Here is a 21,383-nt window from a genome sequence, read left to right as displayed (position 1 = left end):
GTCCCCGGCCTTGCCTGCCGCGATTTGAAAAGAAATCCATGATTATCGACCTCTACGGATTCGGCCCGGCGCTCGCCGCTGGCGCGCTGATGACTGTGAAACTGGCACTCTCGGCCCTGTGTCTCGGGCTGGTGCTCGGTTTGCTCGGCGCCTTGGCCAAGACTTCCCCGTACAAGCCGTTGCAATGGCTTGGCGGCACTTATTCGACACTGGTACGCGGCATTCCGGAACTGCTCTGGGTGCTGTTGATCTACTTCGGCACAGTCAACCTGATGCGTGCCCTGGGCGAGTTTTTCGGCAACCCCGACCTTGAACTCAATGCCTTTGCGGCCGGCGTGATTGCGCTGGGCCTGTGCTTTGGCGCCTACGCCACGGAAGTGTTTCGCGGTGCCATTCTGGCGATTCCCAAAGGCCACCGTGAAGCCGGTGTGGCACTGGGCCTTTCGAAATTTCGCATCTTCACCAAGCTGATCATGCCGCAGATGTGGCGCATCGCCCTGCCCGGTTTGGGCAACCTGTTCATGATCCTGATGAAAGACACCGCGCTGGTGTCGGTGATCGGCCTGGAAGAAATCATGCGTCACGCGCAAATCGGCGTGACCGTGTCCAAACAGCCGTTCACCTTCTATATGGTGGCCGCGTTCATGTACCTGGGCCTGACGATTCTGGCCATGACAGGCATGCACTTCATGGAAAAACGCGCCGCTCGCGGCTTCGCGAGGAGCACCCAATGAACTGGGAAGTCATCATCAAGTGGCTGCCGAAACTGGCTCAGGGCGCAACGCTGACCCTGGAACTGGTGGCCATCGCCGTGATTGCCGGCCTGTTGCTGGCGATTCCGCTGGGCATCGCGCGTTCGTCGCGCCTGTGGTGGGTACGGGCATTTCCCTACGGCTACATCTTCTTTTTCCGTGGCACGCCGTTGCTGGTTCAGCTGTTCCTGGTCTACTACGGCCTCGCGCAGTTCGATGCGATCCGTAACAGCTCGATGTGGCCGTACCTGCGCGATCCGTTCTGGTGCGCCACGGCGACCATGACCTTGCACACCGCGGCCTACATCGCCGAGATCCTGCGCGGTGCGATCCAGGCGATTCCACCGGGCGAGATCGAGGCGGCGCGGGCGCTGGGCATGTCCCGGGCCAAGGCGCTGTTCTACATCATCCTGCCGCGAGCGGCGCGCATCGGCCTGCCGGCGTACAGCAACGAAGTAATCCTGATGCTCAAGGCCAGCGCGCTGGCCAGTACCGTGACCCTGCTGGAACTGACCGGCATGGCTCGCACCATCATTGCCCGGACGTATTTGCCGGTGGAGATCTTCTTCGCGGCCGGCATGTTCTACCTACTGATGGCTTACGTGCTGGTTCGCGGCTTCAAGCTGCTGGAGCGCTGGTTGCGCGTCGATGCCTGCCAAGGGCGTTGATTCCCACGTGTTGACGGGCGAGGCCCTGCTCGCCCGCTTCATGGCGCTGGATGCTTTTCTGATCGAGCATCAGGCGCTGTGGAAGCCTCGACCGTTTACTCATCTGCAACTTCCTTGGGAAGCGTCCTACCCGGAGCTGGCTGAATGGCTACGCGGGCGGTCGCTGGAAGACGCGGAAAACAGTCATAACCAACCTTGCCTTCTGGATGCGCCGGAACCGTTTGCTTCGCTGGCGACGCTATCCCTTGAGCTGGGTTCGGTGGGTGAGCTGCCGGCACACACGCTGGAGACCGCTGGGCATCGGTTGAATGTCGATGTGCCGGGGCGCAAGTGGCAGCAGATCGAGGCGTTTGCCAGTCGGTTGTCGTTTGCTGCGCCACCGATGCATTGGCTGGATTGGTGCTCGGGTAAAGGCCACTTAGGTCGACGCCTGCTGCAAACCGGTCAGCAGCTCACGTGCCTGGAACATGATCCTGCACTGGTGCTAGGCGGTCAGGCGCTCAGTCAGCGCCATCAACTGCATGCGCTGCATGTCGAGCAGGATGTGTTGGCACCCGGCGCCGCCTCTTTGCTGAACGCCGATCACACACCGGTCGCACTGCATGCCTGTGGCGATCTGCATGTGCGATTGATCCAGCTCGCCAGCGCCGCCGGGTGCAAACAAATAGCCATTGCGCCGTGTTGCTATAACAGGATCAGTCTTCCTGCATATCAGCCAGTTTCCGCTGTCGGTTTGCGCTCCGACCTACAGCTGTCACTCGACGATCTCTCACTCCCGATGAGCGAAACCGTCACCGCCGGTGCCCGCGTCCGACGTCAGCGCGACACATCCATGGCCCGACGCCTGGCCTTCGACCTGCTGCAACGGCAACTGCGCGGTGTTGATGAGTACCTGCCCACGCCTTCTCTGCCGAGCGCCTGGCTGGACAGATCATTCGCCGACTACTGCCACCATCTGGCCGCATTCAAAGAGTTATCCACAGTCGGCCCGCAAGACTGGTCAGCGCTCGAAGCCGCCGGTTGGCAGCGACTGGCCGAAGTGCGCAATCTGGAGCTGCTGCGCGGACTTTTCCGACGTCCGCTGGAGCTTTGGCTGAACCTTGATCGAGCACTATTCCTCACCGAACAGGGTTATACCGTTCGCCTTGGGACCTTTTGTGAAACCCCACTCACGCCGCGTAACTTCCTGTTGCTGGCGGAACGCGCCTAAAACAGCCACAGCCTGTGGATAACTCTGTTGATGAAATATCGTGGATCCAATGTTTACGCCTGTTTCAGGGCTGAAACCAAACTGTTCAATTTTCGTACACCCGAATAAAAAACCGGAAAAACAGGCATTTGCGAGAAAATGAGACTGGATCCACATTTTCGATCTTAACCGCGTGCATCGCCTTCCCCGTTGTGCATAAGCATTAATTCAAAAGAACATAAACGCCCCGGAAATCCTCAACTATCTTTGCCAAGCGTCAGAATTCTCTGATGTCAGGGACAGCAAGGAGCTGGGAAAACATGAGCACATTGAACAGTGCACAGGAAGCCGTCGATACCGTCGCCAACGAAGCCATTGTCGCTGCGTTGCAGCAAACCTTCGCGGTGGGCGGCGCCATCATCAACAACGCAACGGGCGAGGTCATCGCCGCGCTGCACAACAACGTGCTGATGCCTTTCCCTGGCAGCGGCACGACTTACTTTCTACCCCACGACCCGACCGCCCACGGCGAACGGCAACTGGTGGACTGGTACTACGAAAACGTCGCGCCACTGAATCTGCCACCGCCCAATCAACTGACCGTCGTCACCACGCTCGACCCGTGCGCCATGTGCGCCGGTTCGCTGCTGACCGCAGGATTCAACGTCGCCGTCAGTGCGATCGATGACTACGCAGGCATCAACTACAACAGCCAGTTCACCTTTCCATCGTTGCCGCCGCAGATCCGCCAGCAGGCGCAGAACACCTGGGGCTATTACGCGATTGCAGCGCCAGTCAGCCGCGCCTATCAGGGCTCGAACAGCCCGGTGTTCGGCGGCCAGACCATCGACTCGGCGGCGTACTTCCTGTGCAGCTCGATCTTCTCCGCCAGCGTCAACACGGTGCGCGATGCCAGCAACAACAGCGGCCTGCCGCCGGATCAACTGCAAAACCCCGCCACCCTGCCGGCCAACAGCAAAGTGCGCCAGGCACTCACGGCACTCAGTCCGTTTGCGCTGACCGTGCAATCGGCCAACCCGCGTGATCCTGGCGCGGAACTCGCGCCTCCCCTGCTGAAAACCGCGCAGCAAAGCACGGTGTTCAACTCAGTGGCGCTGATCGACCCGTTCGGCAACCTGCTGGTGTGCCTGGGAGGCGTCGAGAACCAGTCGCCGATTCGTACAGCGTTCATGGAAACGACCCGCAGCTATGCCGTCATGCGCTGGACCCTGATGAACGACCCCGATCCGGTGGTTCGCGAACAGGCAGCGCAATACTTGACCCATCCGAAGTACGGCACTTTCGTCTTCCTCTATGCCCCCGATCCAACAACGCCCCAGGCCGTGATGACCTTCGGCGCGTACGGTTCGACCATGGAAGGCCCTGTGCCGCAGAGCTATCCGTCGAACCTGCAATACGTGTTGCTGCCGGGCAACACCACCGCGCAAGCGTTGTCGACACTGGCCCAGAGCCTGCCGCCGTTCTATACGCAAAGCGTGCAAGTGGCGCCTGCGCAGGTGCTGAGTCAGGACCTGATCAACGCGGTTAAAAACGGCGTGTGATGCTTCATTGGCCAGCCTCGCAGATGCGTCTGCGGGGCTGGTCTGACGGCTGCGTAAAAATAGTCTGAATTCAGGGGTTTACAGAACCAACCCAATCGCTATAATCGTCGCCCTAACACGCCGGTATAGCTCAGTTGGTAGAGCAACTGACTTGTAATCAGTAGGTCCCGGGTTCGACTCCTGGTGCCGGCACCATACAAAACAAAGCCCTCGTAGAAATACGAGGGCTTTGTTGTTTCTGAGGTATTTGTATTTTTGGCAACACCTCGCCCTCAGTAGAAATAACACCTCTCCTCTCCCCCCACTTCGACCGACTCGTCGCTCTCCCCCTACAAAACCCTCAAAAACACGGCTCTTGTACCAAAGGCTCATTTTTCAATCTTTATGCTAAATTATGAATCAGCAATAATTATGGCGTAACCATAAAAAGGGGTAATTGCATGAGCAGCATATTTCAGCGCCCTGAACTGGCTGAATCAATGGCAAACCAGCTTCTCAATCCAGGTGTGCTCGATGAAGGTCTGCGCTCAGGTTTATTTCTGTCTGGCCTGCGCCGTACAGGAAAAACGACATTTCTGAGGAATGACCTCATCCCAGCTCTCGAAGAAGCGGGTGCTCTGGTCATCTACGTCGACCTATGGAGCGACACGCTGGCCAACCCGGCAACGCTCGTGCACAACGCCATCTATAAAACCCTGAAAGATCTGCAAACGCCGGGTTCCTCTGCCTTGGAAATACTCAAGCGCGTCAGCAATGTTGAAGTAGGCGCTGCCGGATTCAAATTCGGGTTCAAACTCGACAGCATTGGCAACGCCGACGGCCCGACACTGGCGCAAGCACTTACAGAGGTCGTCGATCAAGCGAAGACCGATCTGGTGCTGATCATCGACGAAGTGCAGCACGCCATTTCCTCCGACGACGGCAATCGGCTGCTCCTGGCACTCAAGGCCGCCCGCGATGCAATCAACCCTCGCCCGAATACGCCGGGATACTTCCTGTTTATCGGAACCGGCTCCCACAGGGCGCAAGTCAGCGAACTGACCGCCAAACGCAACCACGCGTTTTCCGGTGCCACGTCAGCAGCCTACCCGTTGCTGAAAGGTGATTACGTTGAGTTCCTGCTCAACCGACTCGCAATGACAGTCAAGAAGGAAAAGCTACCTTCCCTCGAAGCCGCTATCGAAGCGTTCAATACCTTGGGAAATCGACCTGAGGAAATGCTCAAGGCCCTACGCCAACTCTTGCAGCAGGAAGGTGAGCCCGATCTTTTCCTACCTGTAATAGCCAGCACATTACGCTCGGCGGCGGCGAGTATTGAGCTGGAAAAAGTCGAGCAACTGGGTAGCCTGGCTCAAGCCATTTTCAACAAGATCGCCTCTACAGAAGGCGATGCACGGGGGATTTTCTCCATTGACGCAGCGGCGGAGTATTCAAAGTCGGTGGGGCGAGAGGTGCGGGTTGAAGAGATTCAGCCGGTGGTCATCGCACTGGTCGCGGAAAACATCATCATGCGGCGCGGGCATGGGATTTATGCGATTACGGATCAATTTGTTCAAGAGATTTGGCTGGAAGAGCGGGCTTTGATTGAGGGGAGTTAGGGTGCGGGCTGATCTTGAACTAGTGAAAGAATTATCTGCGGAGCTGCCGGAAAAAGCATGTTAGTCCTCACTAACTCGCGAACCAAATCGGCGCGAACGTCATTCGTCTAAAAGCAAAACGTGGCGCAACCGAGTAAGCGCTCGGTCTCCATCTCTCAGTGATCCGCTTGTCCACGCGGGTCCATCCAAACAAAGCTGCAAAGCCGCCCTGTTTGGATGGACCTCACTTAAAAAATCTAAAGCCCACGCAACTGCCTGTGGAAAACCACGGATTTCCACCGGTGGATAAATTCATCCACGGCCGCAGAACTACCAAAAATTCGAGCCTGACCCGAATTATCCATAGGCGTAGAAAAGATCGGGCAAAGTGCTGTCGTTGACAGCAACCCAGGTAGCCAGAACCTTTAAGGCTACGCCACACGGTGGTGGTTCTCCCAAAGTGCGATTAGCGTCCGGCGGCTCGCACGGTCACTCACCGAGTGATGGATGCCAATTTCAGATCATTGCCATTGCGGCAAATACATCCCCTACCTAGCTGCCCTGCAGCAACCTATCCGCTTGGCCATTTCCTTGCGCCAACCTGCGTGACAAACACCGAAGTCACCAGCAACAGCGATGCAGATGATGGTGCCGCTGTCCACGGAGTGGACTGCACCTGACTGACAGTCAGGCATGCCCCGGTCATTGCATCACTGCCTTCACCCGACTCAGGATTTCGCGGCGCTGGTCTCGTCAGCCAGTGCAGCCTCCTCCCGCCCACTTCTTCGGAATTGCTCAGGAGGCCAGATCATGAGATGCCCAAGCTCCCGATCGTAAGGAGCCGCAAGTCCCGCGCTAGTGGACAACCCACGCAGATCGCAGGGGCCTTGATCCCTGATAACACTCAACATTCTTGGCGGGATGACGTGGGGAAGGTTTCAAAAGTTTTGGCTTCGAGAGGAGTTCGATCATGGCACTGGTAGGTAAACGTGACGGGCGCAATTTTGGCTATGGCCGGCAACTGAGCTATGCCGGACCGCAGACGTTGCGCAATCTATTTGGTGGCGGGCATTACGGCACGGTCAAGGCGCACAGTGATCACTGGCAGGCGTTTGTGCACTGGTGTCGGCAGAGGATGGGCCAGGGTTTAATGATGCACGGCAAATAGATCGGTAGACCTTGTTGGACTATGCCGGACATCTGCGGCAGCAAGTTGAACAAAGTGCTATCTGCATCGCCACTGCGCAAAATCGGTTGTCCAGCGTGAACCGAACCATGGCTGCGCTACGCGCTGATCAGTCGGTGAAGGTGTCGAGTCCGAGCAAGACGCTGGGAATGCGGCGCACCAGTGTCCGTCTCTCGGTGCCGCAAGGCCAAGACCGCGAACAGGTGAAGCGGATCGTCGACGTGCTCTGCGAACACCAAATGCCGCGCGCAGCGGCGATCGCTCAGTTAGCGCGAGCCACCGGCATGCGCTTACGCGAGGCCATTTTGGCGGACCTACCGCGTTTAATACGTGAGGCTGAGTACTACGGCAAGATCAACATTCAGGACGGCACCAAAGGTGGTCGCTCAGGCGCGTCGACACCTCGCTGGATTACGGTAAATGATCATGTTCGCGACGCACTAATATATGCCGCACAAGTCTCACCCGAGGGTAGCCACAACCTGCTTGCACCGAACGAACGCTACCTCGATTTCCAACAGGGAATCGTCCGTCCCGCACGGAACATCCTCCATCAGCACAACCTAAAAGGCTTCCACGAATTGCGGGCAGCTTATGCGTGCGAACGCTATGAGCAGATCACCAACCACAAAGCGCCTGTGAACGGTGGCCGGTGCAGTCGACTCGATCCACACCTTGATCGAGAAGCATGCTTACAAGTCAGCTATGAGCTAGGGCCCGGTCGGATCGCCGTGGTATCGGCCTACATCGGTACTCGGGCATGAGCAAGCTATTCGATGTGGAACTGTTTCTAGCCGCGGTGCTGACTGGCTCAAATACGACACGCCAGTGTCATCTACGGCAAGCAAAAGCAATTCAATCAGCGGTTCATGCTCGATGGAACAAGGAGAATCCATGGTCATGGAAGAAAAAGCACTTAGTTTGGTTTTTAAGTGAGCACTCGAGTAACCACTCCGATACAACAAAATATTACTACTTACTTACCACAGACATCATTAGTGCTCGCCCAGGTAAAAAATGGAAATTCAAAAACCTATAGAGCCGAGCAATTAAAACACCAAAAATCTAAAATATAGACAAATAGCAGCCCTAAAAATAAGCCATCGAAAAACAAAAACTACTATACAACAAATTTTCTGGACTTAAGCTCCTAAAAAGGCTCCTCACCAACATGATAAAGAAGCCCTATAGCTCACACCAAAAGACAAGGCACTATATTAGAAAAAACAAACACCTCAACTTTTGTCCGATGGAACTCCAGAAAACATAAGTTTCCCTCCTTCCGGTCCGGCACCTGGCCCAAACTCTACAAGATAATCGCATCGCTTAAGTATCTCAGACTTATGATCGATCACTAATACCGCCTTAAAATTGATAGCACAATCTTTAATATAGTTTATTGCTTTAACTGCGGAGCCCATATCCAACCCAGCACCAGGTTCATCGATTATAAGAATCTTATCTTTTCCAGGAGACATCAACGCCTGTAACAACTTTACTCGGCGAGATTCACCGCCCGACAGACTTCCGATCTTTCTATTAAAGCTCAGGTGCGATACGCCGAGAGCTTCCGCTATCCTCACTGCGGTACTGAGCTTTTTGTTTTGAGCTACCAGCTCGCTAGGCAAGGAGTGTAGCGGCAAGCCATAAAACTCCTTCACATTCATATCGCAGACCTTAACAGCATCAACAATATCCGAAAATAATTCACCCTCACAGACTGCGCAGGTAATTTTGATGGTTTTTTCAAAAGTCCTAGTAAAATCTACGACTCCTGTTCCACCACAAGCCCCACAGCAACCTAGCTTTCCTGGCTGGGGAAGAAAAAGCTCCCTACTCTCATTCGAATTTGATGAATAGATAGTTGCAATATTCGCGACCAAATCAAGCGCCGTTGCTACAGTAGATCGAATATTGCCTCGCATTTGCTTTTGCGATACATAATAAGCTCCTGGCACCGCCTCGCTTATAGCCCCCGCAAAGGAAGACTTACCTGATCCAGAAACACCGCATATACCAGTCACTGCACCTTGGGGAACAGATACAACAATATTCAACACGTTATTTTTGCTAACGCTTGGCAGAGAAAGCATATCTGACAACTTAAACTCTCTACTACCTCTAATCAACTCATCAGCAGGAGCCACATAAGGAACAATATAACCACCCATATCCCCTGGAGCAGGACCGATACAAATTACTTGGTCCGCCGACTTTATAAAGTAATTATTATGTTCAATCATCACGATAGTGTTTCCATTGGCACATATGTTTTTCATTTTTTCAATCAGCGCAGCATGGCTATTGGTAGATATCTGTGAAGAAATCTCATCCATTACAAACATAACCCCGGAAATTGAGGTATTACACACTTGTCCAAATCTAAGCTTTTGCAACTCACCACCGGACAACGTAGGAATTTGCCTGATCAGAGAAACATACCCTAAGCCTAGCTCAACCAGCGTTTCCAATTGAGAAATTAACGCGCTAAGTGCTGGCGGGTATTTTTCGTGAGAACACTTCAGGCGCTCAACAACTTCAATAACTGGATGCCGTAAAAAATCAAAAAATGAAATCGCCGAGACCTTACTTTCTTTATATATTAACGGATCCAGTCCTGTCGCATCACAATAAGAACATGGCAAAGGTGTGGAGAATTTTCTAAAACTCTCAAATAGTGAGATTTTATCGCTATCCGAAAATCCGCTCAGATCTTTCACTGGGCCTACATACCGTTCTTCTCTGGAACGCCTCTTGCCACCAAAAGCAAAATTCACCTTAAATTTTTTTATGGATTCTCCATTGAGAACCTTGTATTTTTGGTCTCCTGACAACTCGGATATTGACTTTTTAAGATCTATCCCTTCATCCTCACAAAAAGCGCGAAGAAGCGCTGTATTCTTAGCTAAATTAGCACCAGACCAACACTTGAATGGGTTTCTCTCTAAGGGCTTTAAATCATCAACGATGAGACTTTCGGATAACGACAATGACTCCCTACTTCCCTGACAGTGCGGACACTCGTTCCCTGGCTTATTTAATCGAAGGGACGAATGATCAAGCAGAGTATTCCCATCAGGGAGGATCGAGTAAAGATAACTTGGAACATCGAGATATGAATAAATAGTAGATTTCGGGTTAGAGTTATAATTATTTTGCGTTAATGCTATAGCCGGTAATGACCCATAAAATGAATCTACCTTATAATCAGAATAATCATAGGTTCCTGAATCAAGCTGATTAAACTGCTGTTTACAAATCGCAAACAACGTTCCGTAAGCCAAAGAGGACTTGCCCCCACCGCTTATACCAGTAATTGCTGTAAGAGAGTTTAATTTAATCTCAACATTCAAATTTTTCAGATTGTTTGTTTTAGCACCAACAACCGTGAAGAAATTTCTTTTTAGTCTTCCTTGCATCAGTAACTCCATTTGTAGAAGCTATGAGTGACATGAGAAGGCCAGTATGGTATCGTTTTGACTCTGTGTCCATAACGTAAACGGAGTTAGCAATGGTCAAAACTAAGGTTAGTTTAAAGTTTTCCGAAGTGAGCGAACACCCCGAGGCAGGTACCAAATACACTACAACCTGCTCAGGAAGTAGAAGTGATTGCTGCACTCGAGTTTGCACTCGCCCAAATATCGGATCTGATGATGGAAGCTTGGATTCATGGGATGAATATCTCGAAGCCAACGCCGGTGTTTTGCAATATTGATCTAGGGGCGGTGCCATGAACGTGGCACCAATTCCTCTCAGCAGGATGAAGAATGGAAGCTCTTGCATATGATCCTGTCTTAAAAATAAAAGACAGCGTAGACGTCTACGTATCCACAGGCGAATCGGATGTCTGCACAATACAGTTCTATCACATCAACACTAGACAAAAGCTTTCCATTCGCATAGCCCCCCCATTTAGTGATGTGCTAGCAGCTCTTGATGGATTAAGTCCACTATCAAAAATCCTGAAAAGCTTTGCATTCGAATTAGATTCAGTAGAACTCAAGTCTATTTTTGAGTACTTAGTTGCAAAGGGCGTACTAGAGCACCCGACTATTGAGGACCCTAACTCGCGATATTCGCGACAAATCAATTTTTTGTCGGACTGGATTTTTGGACTGTCATCAAACAAGGCTCACGAGCAAATAATTAACAGTCACGTTGTTATCTTTGGTGTAGGTGCAGTTGGCTCTTCTATTGCAATCAACCTTGCCAGAGCCGGTGTTTCAAAATTCACGTTTGTAGATAACAAGGTCCTTTCCTCTCAATCCGCCGAGCGGCACCCATTTTTTTCAGCTAAAGAAGTCGGTGAGGCCAAGGTAGATGCGCTTAAGCGCCACCTGAAAAAGATCAATTCCGCAGTCAGAATCACGTGCGTCAGAGAAAAACTCCTACCTTTAACAGACCTATCTAGTCTTGTTGACGACGCCACGTTGGTTGTTAATACGGCTGACGAACCTTATATCGGACACACCTCTGTCAAGCTTGGTCGCTATTTATGGAAAAAAAACATTCCACTTTATGTTGCTGGTGGATTTGATGCACATCTCATGAGCACAGGCGACTTCTATATACCTGGAGAGTCGGTCTGCATTGATTGCTGCAGCGGTTTTTTTAGTGCTGCGCTGGCGGACTGGAAACCAACTTACAAAGTCCATAAAACCAATCCAGCAAGAACACATATTATAGGTGGTAGCGGCGGAACTTACAGCATGTCGCTATTTTCTGCATCATTCGCTTGTATTCAAATTTTGAACTATCTGGCAGGCGGCGACGCCTACAAATCCAGAATATCGCAGCGCGGGGAATTTATAATCGGCAAAGGCGAGATAGAATGGGTAGAAATTTTAGCGAAGGAAGGATGCAATGTCTGTGGAAAATAAAACATACCGGTTAAGGAGTTGCGTTGCGATCGTAAAAACTAAAAGATTCGTAGAGTTTTTTGATAGTAATCTGAGAACCGGATTTTCGATCGAGCTAGACTATCCTGAAATTATCGGACTACTGCACCGATTTGATGGCTCGCTATCGGTCAACGATGTAAGCTGTTTGTATCCGGAAATTTCAACTGCAGAACTATGCACACTAGTCCTATTTCTAAAGAACAAGTACGTTTTAATTGAAGTAGATGAGCCATATTTACAGTCCGACATAAACTCCCACCCGCGCTTAATCAATACATTGGAGAGCTATTTTCATTCCACATCAGAAGTCCATAGATCCATCTATCAAGGCTCAAAAGCAAATATACTTATAATTGGCCTAGGGGCTGTAGGATCTTGGGTTTTACATTGCCTTGTGAAAGCAGGCGCACAAAATATAACCGTCATGGACAATGACAACGTTGAGCTATCAAATCTCCATAGGCAGGATTTATTTTTTGAAGCCGATGTTGGCACACCAAAAGTCATAGCTGCTCACAACAATATCAAACAAGCATACGATGTTGATATAACCGCCATATGCAAAAAAATGGAATCAGTCGAAGATTTATCGCTAACCAACTTCCCAGATCTAGTTATAAATTGCGCAGACTCTCCGAGCGTGGACACCACATCTAAAATTGTTTCAGACTTTTGCCTGAGTCACAAAATACCACATATAATTGGAGGCGGATATAATTTACATCTAACATTGATTGGACAAGTAATAATTCCTGGTGTTACTGCTTGTCTTCACTGCTTTGACAAAATACTTTCCCCCACTAATGCGGCAGAATTATTTGGCGTGAAGAAGCTAAATAGAAAGTATCGCAAGATTGGTAGCATGGGACCTGTATGTGGCGTTTCCGCATCAATTACTGCCACAGAAGCAATTAAAGTAATCTTCGGAGTCCCCATCCAATTTTTAGCAGTAGTCAATAAACGACTAGAGTTCAATCTGAGCACTTTTGATTTCGGTGCATTTTCAGTAGAACGAGACATTACTTGCGCCTATTGCACCACTGACTGATATTTTGGTAAAAATTTTATCGTAAATGTTTACCATAAATCGCCTTTCTGAGCGAGACAGCGACACCACGCCTAATACTAAAGCTTTATCTTTTATTTATAATTGAATATTAATTAACAATCTCCGTTGTGGATATACCCACCCAGATCAGACGCAGCGCTCATACGTCGAGCAGGCCATCAACCACCACCGGTAGGTAGCCCGCTTGGTGGCCATAAGCTATGATCAAGAGTTAGGACGATGGCAAGCGGACTCTGCCAAAAAGCATCGCCAGCTGGTTAGTTTCGCGGAAAGACCCAGCGCCCCGCTGAATGGCTAGCAGCTAAGCCTTTTTAAAGACTGTGCTTCTGCACATCATTTGGCTGGCGCGCATTTTGCCTACTGAGCAGATTGGAGTCAGGAACGATGAACGAGGGAAAAATGGATAATTTCGAGCAACAACCTTTTGCGGATGCGGAGTTCGCGGAAAACCCCGAACAGCGTTGCCCTTGCGTGCTATTGCTTGATACCTCTGGATCGATGCAAGGTCGTCCGATCCAAGAGTTAAATGATGCGCTGCAGTTCTTCAAAGAAGACCTGCACGCCGACACCATGGCCGCCAAACGCGTAGAGCTCGCTGTGGTGACGTTCGGTCCTGTCTCTGTCCGAACGGAATTTACTACAGTGGATGGCTTCTACCCCGAAATGTTGGAGGCGAGCGGCACGACGCCGATGGGGGAGGCTGTGGTACGCGCATTAGACCTTTTGCGCGAAAGGAAAGATAGCTACCGCGCAAATGGCATCAAGTACTACCGGCCATGGGTATTCCTCATTACTGATGGAGCTCCCACGGACAGTTGGAGCGAAGCTCGTCAACGAGTTCATTCAGGCGAAGAGCGTAAAGAGTTCATGTTCTACGCGGTCGGGGTAGAGGGCGCTGATATTTCCATCCTCACGCAGCTCGCGACCCGGCAACCGCTCAAGCTAAAGGGCTTAGCGTTCCGTGAACTGTTCGCATGGCTATCTAGCTCCCTGAGTGCAGTTTCGCAATCCAATCCAGGGGATGCTGTGCCGCTGACGAATCCTACTGCTCCCGATGGGTGGGCCGTTGCTGGCTAACCCTCGCTGGCGCTGGGCGGCAGCTTCTAGAATCGGCACATCCCACCAGCGACTGGGAACCCGGAAGCAGGACGCCTACGGCGTCCGGCTCAGTTCGCGTGCGCTTTGTACGGTGGTTTCCGACGGTGCGGGCAGCGCCAGCCACGGTGGCGAAGGAGCATCCTTGGTCTGTCGTCACCTTATCCTCGCTTTCAAGGATTGGTTCTCAAATCACGATCAGCTACCGGGTGACGAGGTCATTCGGTGCTGGATAGACGAGTTGCGTGACCGCCTCAGCGCGGTGGCGGCACGACGTAATCTCACTCGTCGTCAGTTTGCTGCAACTTTGGTCATGTTAGTCGTGTTCAAAGATGAGCTCCTGACTCTTCAGATCGGTGATAGCGCACTTGTGGGCCGTCAAAAGGGGGCGTGGGAGGCTTTATGTTGGCCCGAGAATGGCGAGTTCGCGTCCACTACGTATTTCGTCACGGATGATCCCGAGCCTCGATTGCGTCTCTTCCGTGGTCAGTGTGAATACGATGCCTTTGCACTTTTTTCTGACGGGCTTGAGACAATTGCGTTAGAGCAGGCAACCCAGCAGCCATATGCCCGCTTCTTCGACCCGATGATCAAGGCCGTAGACGGGGCCGACGGTAAAGGGCGGCTCGCCGGATTGTCGGACGCGCTTGCCCAGTATCTCGATAGTCCACGGCTGTGCGAACGCACGGACGACGATAAAACTCTGATCTTGATTTCGAGGCGATGAGCAGTTCTCCGATTCGCATTGATGGGAAGAGCATGGAGCTCGGTAAGCGCCTAGGCAAAGGGGGCGAGGGTGACGTCTACGCCATACCTGGTCGCGCCGATCAAGCAGTCAAGGTATACAAGGAAAATTTACGGAGCTCACGTGAATCTAAAGTCCGTGCCATGGTGGAAAGCCAGCTAGCGGAAAAAACCAGCCTGATTGCATTCCCGTCTGAGATCGCGACTGATAATTTGGGAGTCTTCGCCGGTTTCACCATGCGATTGGTGTCGGGATACCGCCCAATACATGAGCTCTATAGCCCCAAGTCCCGGAAGATTCAATTTCCCGATGTCGATTATCGCTTCCTGATCCGGGCCGCACAAAACGTCGCGCGTGCTGTGGCGACCGTACATCAAGCCGGATGCGTCATCGGAGACTTTAACCACTCCGGCGTCCTGGTTGCTCCCGACGCCACCGTGGCGCTAATTGACGCCGACAGCTTTCAGTTCAAACTGAACGGCCGTTCCTATCCATGTGTTGTCGGAACTGAGGATTTTACGCCGCCGGAGCTACATGGTCTGAACCTGAGCCAGGTCGAACGAACATACGCGCATGACAATTTTGGCCTCGCTGTCGCGATCTTCCAGTTGCTGGCCATGGGTAAACACCCTTACTCCGGCCGCTATAGCGGCGCAGACCTCTCTCTTGGTCAAGGCATTGCGCAACACCGCTTTGCTTATTCGGTGGTACGACGGAGCACGACGCAAACCATACCACCGCCTGGAGCGATCCAACTCATTGACTTGCCGCAACCAGTCGCGGAGGCATTTGAGGCCTCGTTTGGTCTCGATCCCGCAGCCCGCCCCAACCCTACGATCTGGGTCAAGCTTCTGCAGGAACTGGAAACCAGCTTGCGTCGGTGCCCAAAAACGCCCACGCACTACTTCCCTCATGCAGCATCAAGCTGCGTGTGGTGCCGGATCGCCAGTCAGTCCGGCGTCGAGATGTTCCCTGCAGTCTTTACTTCAGGAGCAGCGTCAGTGCCCACCTCAGGGGGCGAGCCCTTTGATCTCGGCAAGATCGCGGCGGCCATTCGAGCGGCCCCCATGCCTCGCCCCGCAGACATCCTTCCGACGTGGAAGGGTGATCCTGGCTCCTCGCCCAGCGCTCTCAGGGAAGCCAAAAGCAGACAAACGACCCAACGGTTTGTCGGTGGCCTGATCATGCTGGCTGCCCTTATCGCATTTGCAATCGCTCCGCGTGGTGCGATTGTCTGGATCGGCTTGGGTGTTTTCGGTTTGTCTCGCTTGCTGTCCGCGAAAGTCGATCATGCACCACCACTTAAGGCTTATGCAGATGCCGACAATCGGGTGCAGGTAGCTTCTATTGCTCACCTTCAGCGAGTCGGCTTCACTGAACTCTTCCACTTGCGCAATGATCTGGAAAATTGCATCGGGCAGTACCAACAACTCGAAGCAGGGTTGGCCCGTGAGCTGGAACGCTTGAAGACAACCCGCGAAGCTCGTCAACGTCACCAGTTCTTGGATCGGTTCCTTCTAAGTCGAGTGAAGATCTCAGGGATCGGTCCGGCAAAGATGGCCACATTGGCCTCATTTGGCATCGAATCTGCGGCAGATATCAGCTACGACGCAGTGATGGCTGTACCTGGTTTCGGCGAATCGTTGACCGGCAAGCTTCTCCAATGGCGTCGTGAGCAAGAGATGAAGTTTCGATATAACCCAACGCCTGATCCTTCAGATCAGCAAGTCGAAGATGCTGCTCGTGCAGCGGCAGCATCCAAACGAGCAGCCTTGCAAGGCAAATTGCGGGCAGGGCTGGCGGCCCTGCGGGGTGCACCATCGAGACTGGTCAGCAACAAAGGTCTGCCTGAGCCGGCTCTAATACAAGCCTTGGCCGATCGCGCCCAAGCCGAACAGACTTGTGCCGCTCTGGGAATTAAGACGCCACCACACGGTGCACTTAATTTGCCCATACTAAAGCCTATGCCAGCCCCATCGAGCCATTACCATGCGCCGCCGCATGCCCCTCCTTCTTCAAACATACAACGGGGGTCAGCTCCAGGTCGGGCAACATCTGCCCTCACGTGCCCAATATGCCGTGCTTCGATGGTGAAGCGTAAGGCCAAAAAAGGTCCTTACGCCGGGAAATCGTTCTGGGGGTGCTCGCGATATCCCCAATGCAAAGGAACGCGAAATTAGAGTGCCACCCCGAGATTAGCTGAGAGTTCAGCAGAGAGTTGGTGTGACGAATAAAATGCGAAGGCTGATTAGGATAATCTTAGGGATAGTAATTTTTATAATTGATATTAAAAATACATAAATCAGTTCGTTAATTTCTTATTCGACTCCTGGTGCCGCCATACAAAACAAAGCCCTCGTAGGAATACGAGGGCTTTGTTGTTTCTGGAGATCACTCTACCAATTGGCACGAGGGCGTTGCCGTGTGTGAAACACTCCGAGGACTTGAAGGCGATCACCGCGTACCCGGTAGGGAATGAGATAAGACCAGTTGGGCACTGCCCATTCGCGCGTGTTTTTGACTCGACCTTCACGGCCCATGCCTGGGAATTCGGCAAGTTTGTCTACGCTGGCAAAGATCGCATCGGAGAAGTCGTCAGCAGCCTTGGTGTTTTCAAGGGCAATGTAGCTCGCTTCGTCCTCCAGGTTTTTGAGGGCTTTTTCAAGCCACTCAACCCGCATTCCTGCTCCAACGCCGGGCGCGCATCGCCGCTACCTGATCATCGGAGGCGAATTTACCTTGATCGGCCTCTTCCACCGCCAGTTCGATCTGTACAGTCAGTGTCCTCTCGTGCTCGATGTAGTCACGAAGAACGTCCATCGCCAAGTAGCTCACACTTTGGCCATTCGTCTTGGCCAGATCGGCGAGGGAGTTCGAAAGGTCTTCCGGCAGGTTCAGGGATATCCCGGTCATGGCAGCCTCGATGATGAACGTATGTTGGGCATCTTACACCTCCGAGCGCTCACTTGAATTGGCAGGTCGTCGTAAGATGCTTCACGATGTTTTTCGTTTTCAGGCTGACTGTTTTCGTAACTACGCGATACCCCAAATATCCGAGAGGTAAGCCTGGAAACTCGTCGGAGATTTCCTCGTTGCTCTGTGGAAATGCTCCCTTGAAAGTCTTGTATGTCGGATGTATGTCTTGGTTATCGATGCTTGTTTAATGGCGTTTCGCGTCACTTCCTGAAAACTACAAAACCTTGCGGCATTGCCTACAGTTACCCCAGAATCCGCCGGCTTGTGCGGCTAAAGCCCGGGCTCTATCGTTGACCTGCCACTGCCAATCAGTGGCCGGGCTTAGCGGCTCGAGGTTCGTCTTTTGCACGTGCATCCATCCCACAGGTGTTTTTTCATGCCTGCGGTTTGATGGTGGCTGTACGCAGGGCGCCTTCGGGCGCACCGGCTTTGAGACGTTCCCCGGTCCGCTAACCTGCGTGCAGCTGCCACCCTTTTCGCTTAGCGGCGGGAAAGGTCGGCACCCAATAGGGAAACGTACTCATGCGCAAAGTAACCCCTGATCCCCCGGATGCAGATAACGCATCTCCGAACGAAAGCTCCGAAACCCGCGACGAGGATGATCACCAAGCCTCCTTCGCCGACATTAAAGCCACCCCGCGCAAGCCTTGCACGATGTACAGCGTCAACCCGGAAGTCGACGTCCAAACCTTGCTGGGTTGTGTCAGCGAGTCGCTGGCATCCGCCAGCGTTATCACCATGGATGTGGCAGACCGAGAGACGGGGCCAAGTCGCAACTCCCTGCTGGGCGTTCACCAGATTCTGATGGTGGCAGAACTCTCGGTGAACCGGGCGCTGGACCAACTCGACCCGATTGAATAGAGCGCTGCACGCAAAAAAAACCGCTCAAACTCCGTGGAGTTCCTGTCGCTCAAAAAGAGGAGCTCCACAGACCCAAATATCTTTTCGGTGAGCTTTATAGGTATGAAGCTTCTCTTTCGTAATCAGAAGATTAGAGGCTCGATCCCCTGTACCAGAAACAACTAAGCCCTCGCAGCGATGCGAGGGCTTTGTTGTTTCCGGGGTTTGGCACGCAGACCTTAGTGACTCACGCGACGCTCTAATTGCCCTTCTGGCACTGCTCAAGAATGAGAACAGCCCCCGGATAATGAAACCCGGACGTACTGGTAACCAAACCACTCTCCGGATCCGGAAAGTAGGCGGCCATGTAATGGGTCCGCCCACGTGTCTGGCTACTCAATTGCTCATGAAGTTCTTCGTACCAAGCCTTGATGTAGGCCGTGACCGGTTTCTTGCCTGAGTTTTCCAGCAGTTTCTCGAAATCGGAATCGGGAAAGAAAGGCGCGGCGAAAGTAGCTGAAAATCGGTAATTCGCTTCCTGCACACTCAACTCTCTAACATCCTTCCAGGCAGATTTCTTTTTCTTGAGGATGTTCTTGCTACGAGCACCCGCTGTGGTGCGCGTCCCGATTCGTTGCCATGCCTGCTTGGCTTCGAATGCAAAAGAAACTTCGGGTGTTTGCACCATCAGATCGGCACGACCGGTGCGATGGTTTTTCTCAAGGTTTTCATCTGGGGCCCCGCGCTTGGTCGTGCTGTACTCCTCAAGCGCCGACCACTGATTGATCCACGCCGCGCCCGCCAGAACACTGATGCTGGTCCGCTCGTTGTACCACCAAGGTGCATCACAGCAGGATTCTCCAGTCGCCTTTTCAACATTGCGCAGGTAGCGGTCAATCGACTTTTTCCACCCCTGCAATAGCTGCTGGATATGCTCATCGTGTGCGAAATGTTCAGTGTTGAACCGTCAATGGTGAAAAAACTCATGAAATTAACTCAACTCCTTTTGGGCTCTGTGGCAGGGACAATCATTGCTAGCCACTATTACGGCATCATCCACGAGAATGCCAGTCAACTGGCTGATTGATGTGGCAGGCAAATAAAAAAACCCTCGTCGCAAGACGAGGGTTTTGTTGTTTCCGCAGTTTGGAAAAGCCGGTCTTAGTGACCCGCGCTCTGCCCACCATCCACATGCAGGATTTCACCAGTAACAAAGTTGGCGCTATCCAGATAAACAACCGCCTGAGCAATGTCGCTGATCTCGCCCATGTGCCCGACCGGGTGCAGAGCGCCCAGTGCTGCGTGAGTTTCTTCACCGTGCATCGGCGTCTTGATGATGCCTGGGGAAACCGCGTTCACCCGGATCCCGCGCTTGGCGTATTCGATGGCCAGGGATTTGGTCGCCGCGTTCAAGCCGCCTTTGGTCAGCGAAGCCAGTACCGATGGCACGCCGTCGATAGCGTGGTCGACCAGGCTGGTGGTGATGTTGACGACGTGGCCGCTGCCTTGTTTTTCCATCTCGGTGATCGCGAGTTGGGTGATGTAGAAGAAGCCGTTCAGGTTCACCGACAGCACATTGGCGTAGTCTTCAGCGGTGTACTGGGTGAACGGTTTGGCGACGAAGATACCGGCGTTGTTGACCAGGGTGTCGACGCGACCAAAACGTGCGATGGCTTCGCGGATCACTTGTTGAGCGACTTCCGGGTTGCCGATGTCGCCGGCCACGGTGAGGATGTCCGGATCGGTGGATGGCTTGATCGAACGTGAAGTGGCGACGACTTTGTAATCCAGATCACGGAACGCTTTAACCATGCCGGCGCCGAGACCTTGGGAAGCGCCAGTAATAACGATGACTTTTTTCGAATTGCTCATGATGAACCTCTACTAATAAATGATGGTTTGAAAAAGTAATGAATCAGGCTTCGGCGGGTTCCTTCGCCATTTGTCTCAACATTTGTTCGTAGTACTCGACCGACTGCGAACCGGACACCAGGTGCCGACCGTTGAGGATCATGGCCGGTACCGAATTGATGCCGTGCTGCTGGTAAAAAGCTTCCAGCTCACGCACTTCTTTGGCGAACGCTCCGGACGCCAACACCTCTTGAGCCGCCGCTGCATCCAGCCCCGCTTCGGCCGCCAGTCGAACCAGCGTCTCGCGATCACTCGGGTTCTGGCCGTCGGTGAAGTAACCGCGTAGCAGGATCTTCTTCAGTGCGACCTGCCGCCCTTCCTGTAACGCCCACAACAGCAGACGGTGAGCGTCGAAGGTGTTGTAGAAGTGGGTGCGCTTCTCCAGGTCAAACTTGAAACCGAGTGCTTCACCACGAGCGATCTGCATCGCTTTGCCGGCGGCAACGTCTTCAGCGGTGCGCCCGTATTTGCGCATCAAGTGCTCGACGGCTTTCTCGCCTTCAGGCGGCATGTTCGGGTTCAACTCAAACGGCTTGTAGGTCAGCTCCACCGAGACTTCACCCGACACGTTCTCAATCGCCTGCTCTAACGCCGTCGCGCCCAGTGCACACCAAGGGCACACCACGTCGGAGACGAAATCGATGGAGACCGACGCAGTCACGACTTGCCCTCCTTCTCAGCCAGTTGCTTGCGGTACTGGGTGGTAGTGATCCCGGCGTAGCCCCAGTTATCGGTGTCGACTTCCTCGATCACGATGTGGGTCAGGTGTGGGTCCTTCTTGAGGACGCGTTCCAGTGTTTCAGTGATTTCAGCGATCACCTGAGCTTTCTGCTCAGAGGTAACGCCATCGCGGGTAATGCGTACGCTTACAAAAGGCATGAGGAAGATCTCCAGTGACCTGCTCATCGGGAT

19 protein-coding genes, 1 tRNA gene and 1 pseudogene are annotated in these 21,383 nt (G+C 52.8%); 14 read left to right on the top strand and 7 right to left on the bottom strand.

Translation table 11 applies throughout. From position 1 onward, the window contains the following. Positions 1-38 precede the first annotated feature (38 nt). The 7 genes and pseudogenes from J4E42_RS03715 (at position 39) to J4E42_RS03685 (ending at position 7,698) form a co-directional block, all read left to right on the top strand. Positions 39-734 (top strand): ABC transporter permease, encoded by a 696-nt coding sequence (locus J4E42_RS03715; protein WP_008024973.1) that lies wholly within the window; start codon positions 39-41, stop codon positions 732-734. Continuing rightward, positions 731-1,420, top strand: a complete 690-nt coding sequence (locus J4E42_RS03710) for an ABC transporter permease (protein ID WP_008041034.1) — start codon at positions 731-733, stop codon at positions 1,418-1,420. Before J4E42_RS03715 ends, J4E42_RS03710 begins: the two co-directional genes overlap by 4 nt. After that, positions 1,401-2,630, top strand: a complete 1,230-nt coding sequence (locus J4E42_RS03705; RefSeq protein WP_207284646.1) for a methyltransferase — start codon at positions 1,401-1,403, stop codon at positions 2,628-2,630. The genes J4E42_RS03710 and J4E42_RS03705 overlap by 20 nt, the downstream gene beginning before the upstream one ends. A gap of 299 nt (positions 2,631-2,929) precedes the next feature. Continuing rightward, positions 2,930-4,171: a nucleoside deaminase gene (locus J4E42_RS03700; RefSeq protein ID WP_207284645.1), complete on the top strand. Its 1,242-nt coding sequence runs from the start codon at positions 2,930-2,932 to the stop codon at positions 4,169-4,171. Positions 4,172-4,290: 119 nt separating this feature from the next. Further along, positions 4,291-4,366: transfer RNA gene (locus J4E42_RS03695), tRNA-Thr, on the top strand. Between the two features lie 245 nt (positions 4,367-4,611). After that, positions 4,612-5,769, top strand: a complete 1,158-nt coding sequence (locus J4E42_RS03690; protein WP_207284644.1) for an AAA family ATPase — start codon at positions 4,612-4,614, stop codon at positions 5,767-5,769. 949 nt (positions 5,770-6,718) lie between these two features. Further along, positions 6,719-7,698 (top strand): annotated as a pseudogene (locus tag J4E42_RS03685) (integrase domain-containing protein). Between the two features lie 471 nt (positions 7,699-8,169). Here the strand turns inward: J4E42_RS03685 and J4E42_RS03680 are convergent. Further along, the gene (locus J4E42_RS03680; protein WP_207284643.1) at positions 8,170-10,353 is read right to left on the bottom strand and encodes an ATP-binding cassette domain-containing protein; all 2,184 of its coding nucleotides are present in this window, start codon (positions 10,351-10,353) and stop codon (positions 8,170-8,172) included. 186 nt (positions 10,354-10,539) lie between these two features. Between J4E42_RS03680 and J4E42_RS29395 the strand changes: the two genes are divergently transcribed. From J4E42_RS29395 to J4E42_RS03655, 6 genes are all read left to right on the top strand, one after another. Beyond that, positions 10,540-10,668: a hypothetical protein gene (locus J4E42_RS29395; RefSeq protein ID WP_259331659.1), complete on the top strand. Its 129-nt coding sequence runs from the start codon at positions 10,540-10,542 to the stop codon at positions 10,666-10,668. 33 nt (positions 10,669-10,701) lie between these two features. Then, a complete protein-coding gene (locus tag J4E42_RS03675; RefSeq protein ID WP_207284642.1) occupies positions 10,702-11,814 on the top strand; it encodes a ThiF family adenylyltransferase in 1,113 nt (370 codons plus the stop codon). Beyond that, the gene (locus J4E42_RS03670) at positions 11,798-12,883 is read left to right on the top strand and encodes a ThiF family adenylyltransferase (protein WP_207284641.1); all 1,086 of its coding nucleotides are present in this window, start codon (positions 11,798-11,800) and stop codon (positions 12,881-12,883) included. Before J4E42_RS03675 ends, J4E42_RS03670 begins: the two co-directional genes overlap by 17 nt. A gap of 420 nt (positions 12,884-13,303) precedes the next feature. After that, complete coding sequence (locus J4E42_RS03665) at positions 13,304-13,981, top strand: VWA domain-containing protein (protein WP_083360328.1); 678 nt, start codon at positions 13,304-13,306, stop codon at positions 13,979-13,981. Further along, positions 13,959-14,726: a PP2C family serine/threonine-protein phosphatase gene (locus tag J4E42_RS03660; RefSeq protein ID WP_259331658.1), complete on the top strand. Its 768-nt coding sequence runs from the start codon at positions 13,959-13,961 to the stop codon at positions 14,724-14,726. Before J4E42_RS03665 ends, J4E42_RS03660 begins: the two co-directional genes overlap by 23 nt. 32 nt (positions 14,727-14,758) lie before the next feature. After that, the gene (locus tag J4E42_RS03655) at positions 14,759-16,924 is read left to right on the top strand and encodes a helix-hairpin-helix domain-containing protein (RefSeq protein WP_207284639.1); all 2,166 of its coding nucleotides are present in this window, start codon (positions 14,759-14,761) and stop codon (positions 16,922-16,924) included. A gap of 216 nt (positions 16,925-17,140) precedes the next feature. On the opposite strand, the gene J4E42_RS03650 is transcribed toward J4E42_RS03655, so the two are convergent. Then, a complete protein-coding gene (locus J4E42_RS03650; RefSeq protein WP_207284638.1) occupies positions 17,141-17,425 on the bottom strand; it encodes a type II toxin-antitoxin system RelE/ParE family toxin in 285 nt (94 codons plus the stop codon). Then, positions 17,415-17,657 (bottom strand): CopG family ribbon-helix-helix protein, encoded by a 243-nt coding sequence (locus J4E42_RS03645; protein WP_207284637.1) that lies wholly within the window; start codon positions 17,655-17,657, stop codon positions 17,415-17,417. Before J4E42_RS03645 ends, J4E42_RS03650 begins: the two co-directional genes overlap by 11 nt. Before the next feature lie 585 nt (positions 17,658-18,242). Between J4E42_RS03645 and J4E42_RS03640 the strand changes: the two genes are divergently transcribed. After that, complete coding sequence (locus tag J4E42_RS03640; protein WP_207284636.1) at positions 18,243-18,581, top strand: DUF6124 family protein; 339 nt, start codon at positions 18,243-18,245, stop codon at positions 18,579-18,581. Between the two features lie 238 nt (positions 18,582-18,819). Here the strand turns inward: J4E42_RS03640 and J4E42_RS03635 are convergent, their stop codons facing one another. The 4 genes from J4E42_RS03635 to J4E42_RS03620 form a co-directional block, all read right to left on the bottom strand. Beyond that, positions 18,820-19,479 carry a hypothetical protein gene (locus tag J4E42_RS03635; protein ID WP_207284635.1) on the bottom strand — a complete coding sequence of 220 codons (660 nt, stop codon included), beginning with the start codon at positions 19,477-19,479 and terminating at the stop codon, positions 18,820-18,822. Between the two features lie 242 nt (positions 19,480-19,721). After that, the gene (locus tag J4E42_RS03630) at positions 19,722-20,432 is read right to left on the bottom strand and encodes an SDR family NAD(P)-dependent oxidoreductase (RefSeq protein WP_008024998.1); all 711 of its coding nucleotides are present in this window, start codon (positions 20,430-20,432) and stop codon (positions 19,722-19,724) included. Between the two features lie 43 nt (positions 20,433-20,475). Further along, a complete protein-coding gene (locus J4E42_RS03625) occupies positions 20,476-21,132 on the bottom strand; it encodes a DsbA family oxidoreductase (RefSeq protein ID WP_207284634.1) in 657 nt (218 codons plus the stop codon). Next, positions 21,129-21,350: a 4-oxalocrotonate tautomerase family protein gene (locus tag J4E42_RS03620; RefSeq protein ID WP_008025002.1), complete on the bottom strand. Its 222-nt coding sequence runs from the start codon at positions 21,348-21,350 to the stop codon at positions 21,129-21,131. Before J4E42_RS03620 ends, J4E42_RS03625 begins: the two co-directional genes overlap by 4 nt. Positions 21,351-21,383 lie beyond the last annotated feature (33 nt).

This window comes from Pseudomonas sp. FW300-N2A2 (assembly GCF_017351735.1).
Taxonomy (GTDB): domain Bacteria; phylum Pseudomonadota; class Gammaproteobacteria; order Pseudomonadales; family Pseudomonadaceae; genus Aquipseudomonas; species Aquipseudomonas migulae.
This window is presented reverse-complemented; position numbering and strand designations above follow the sequence as displayed.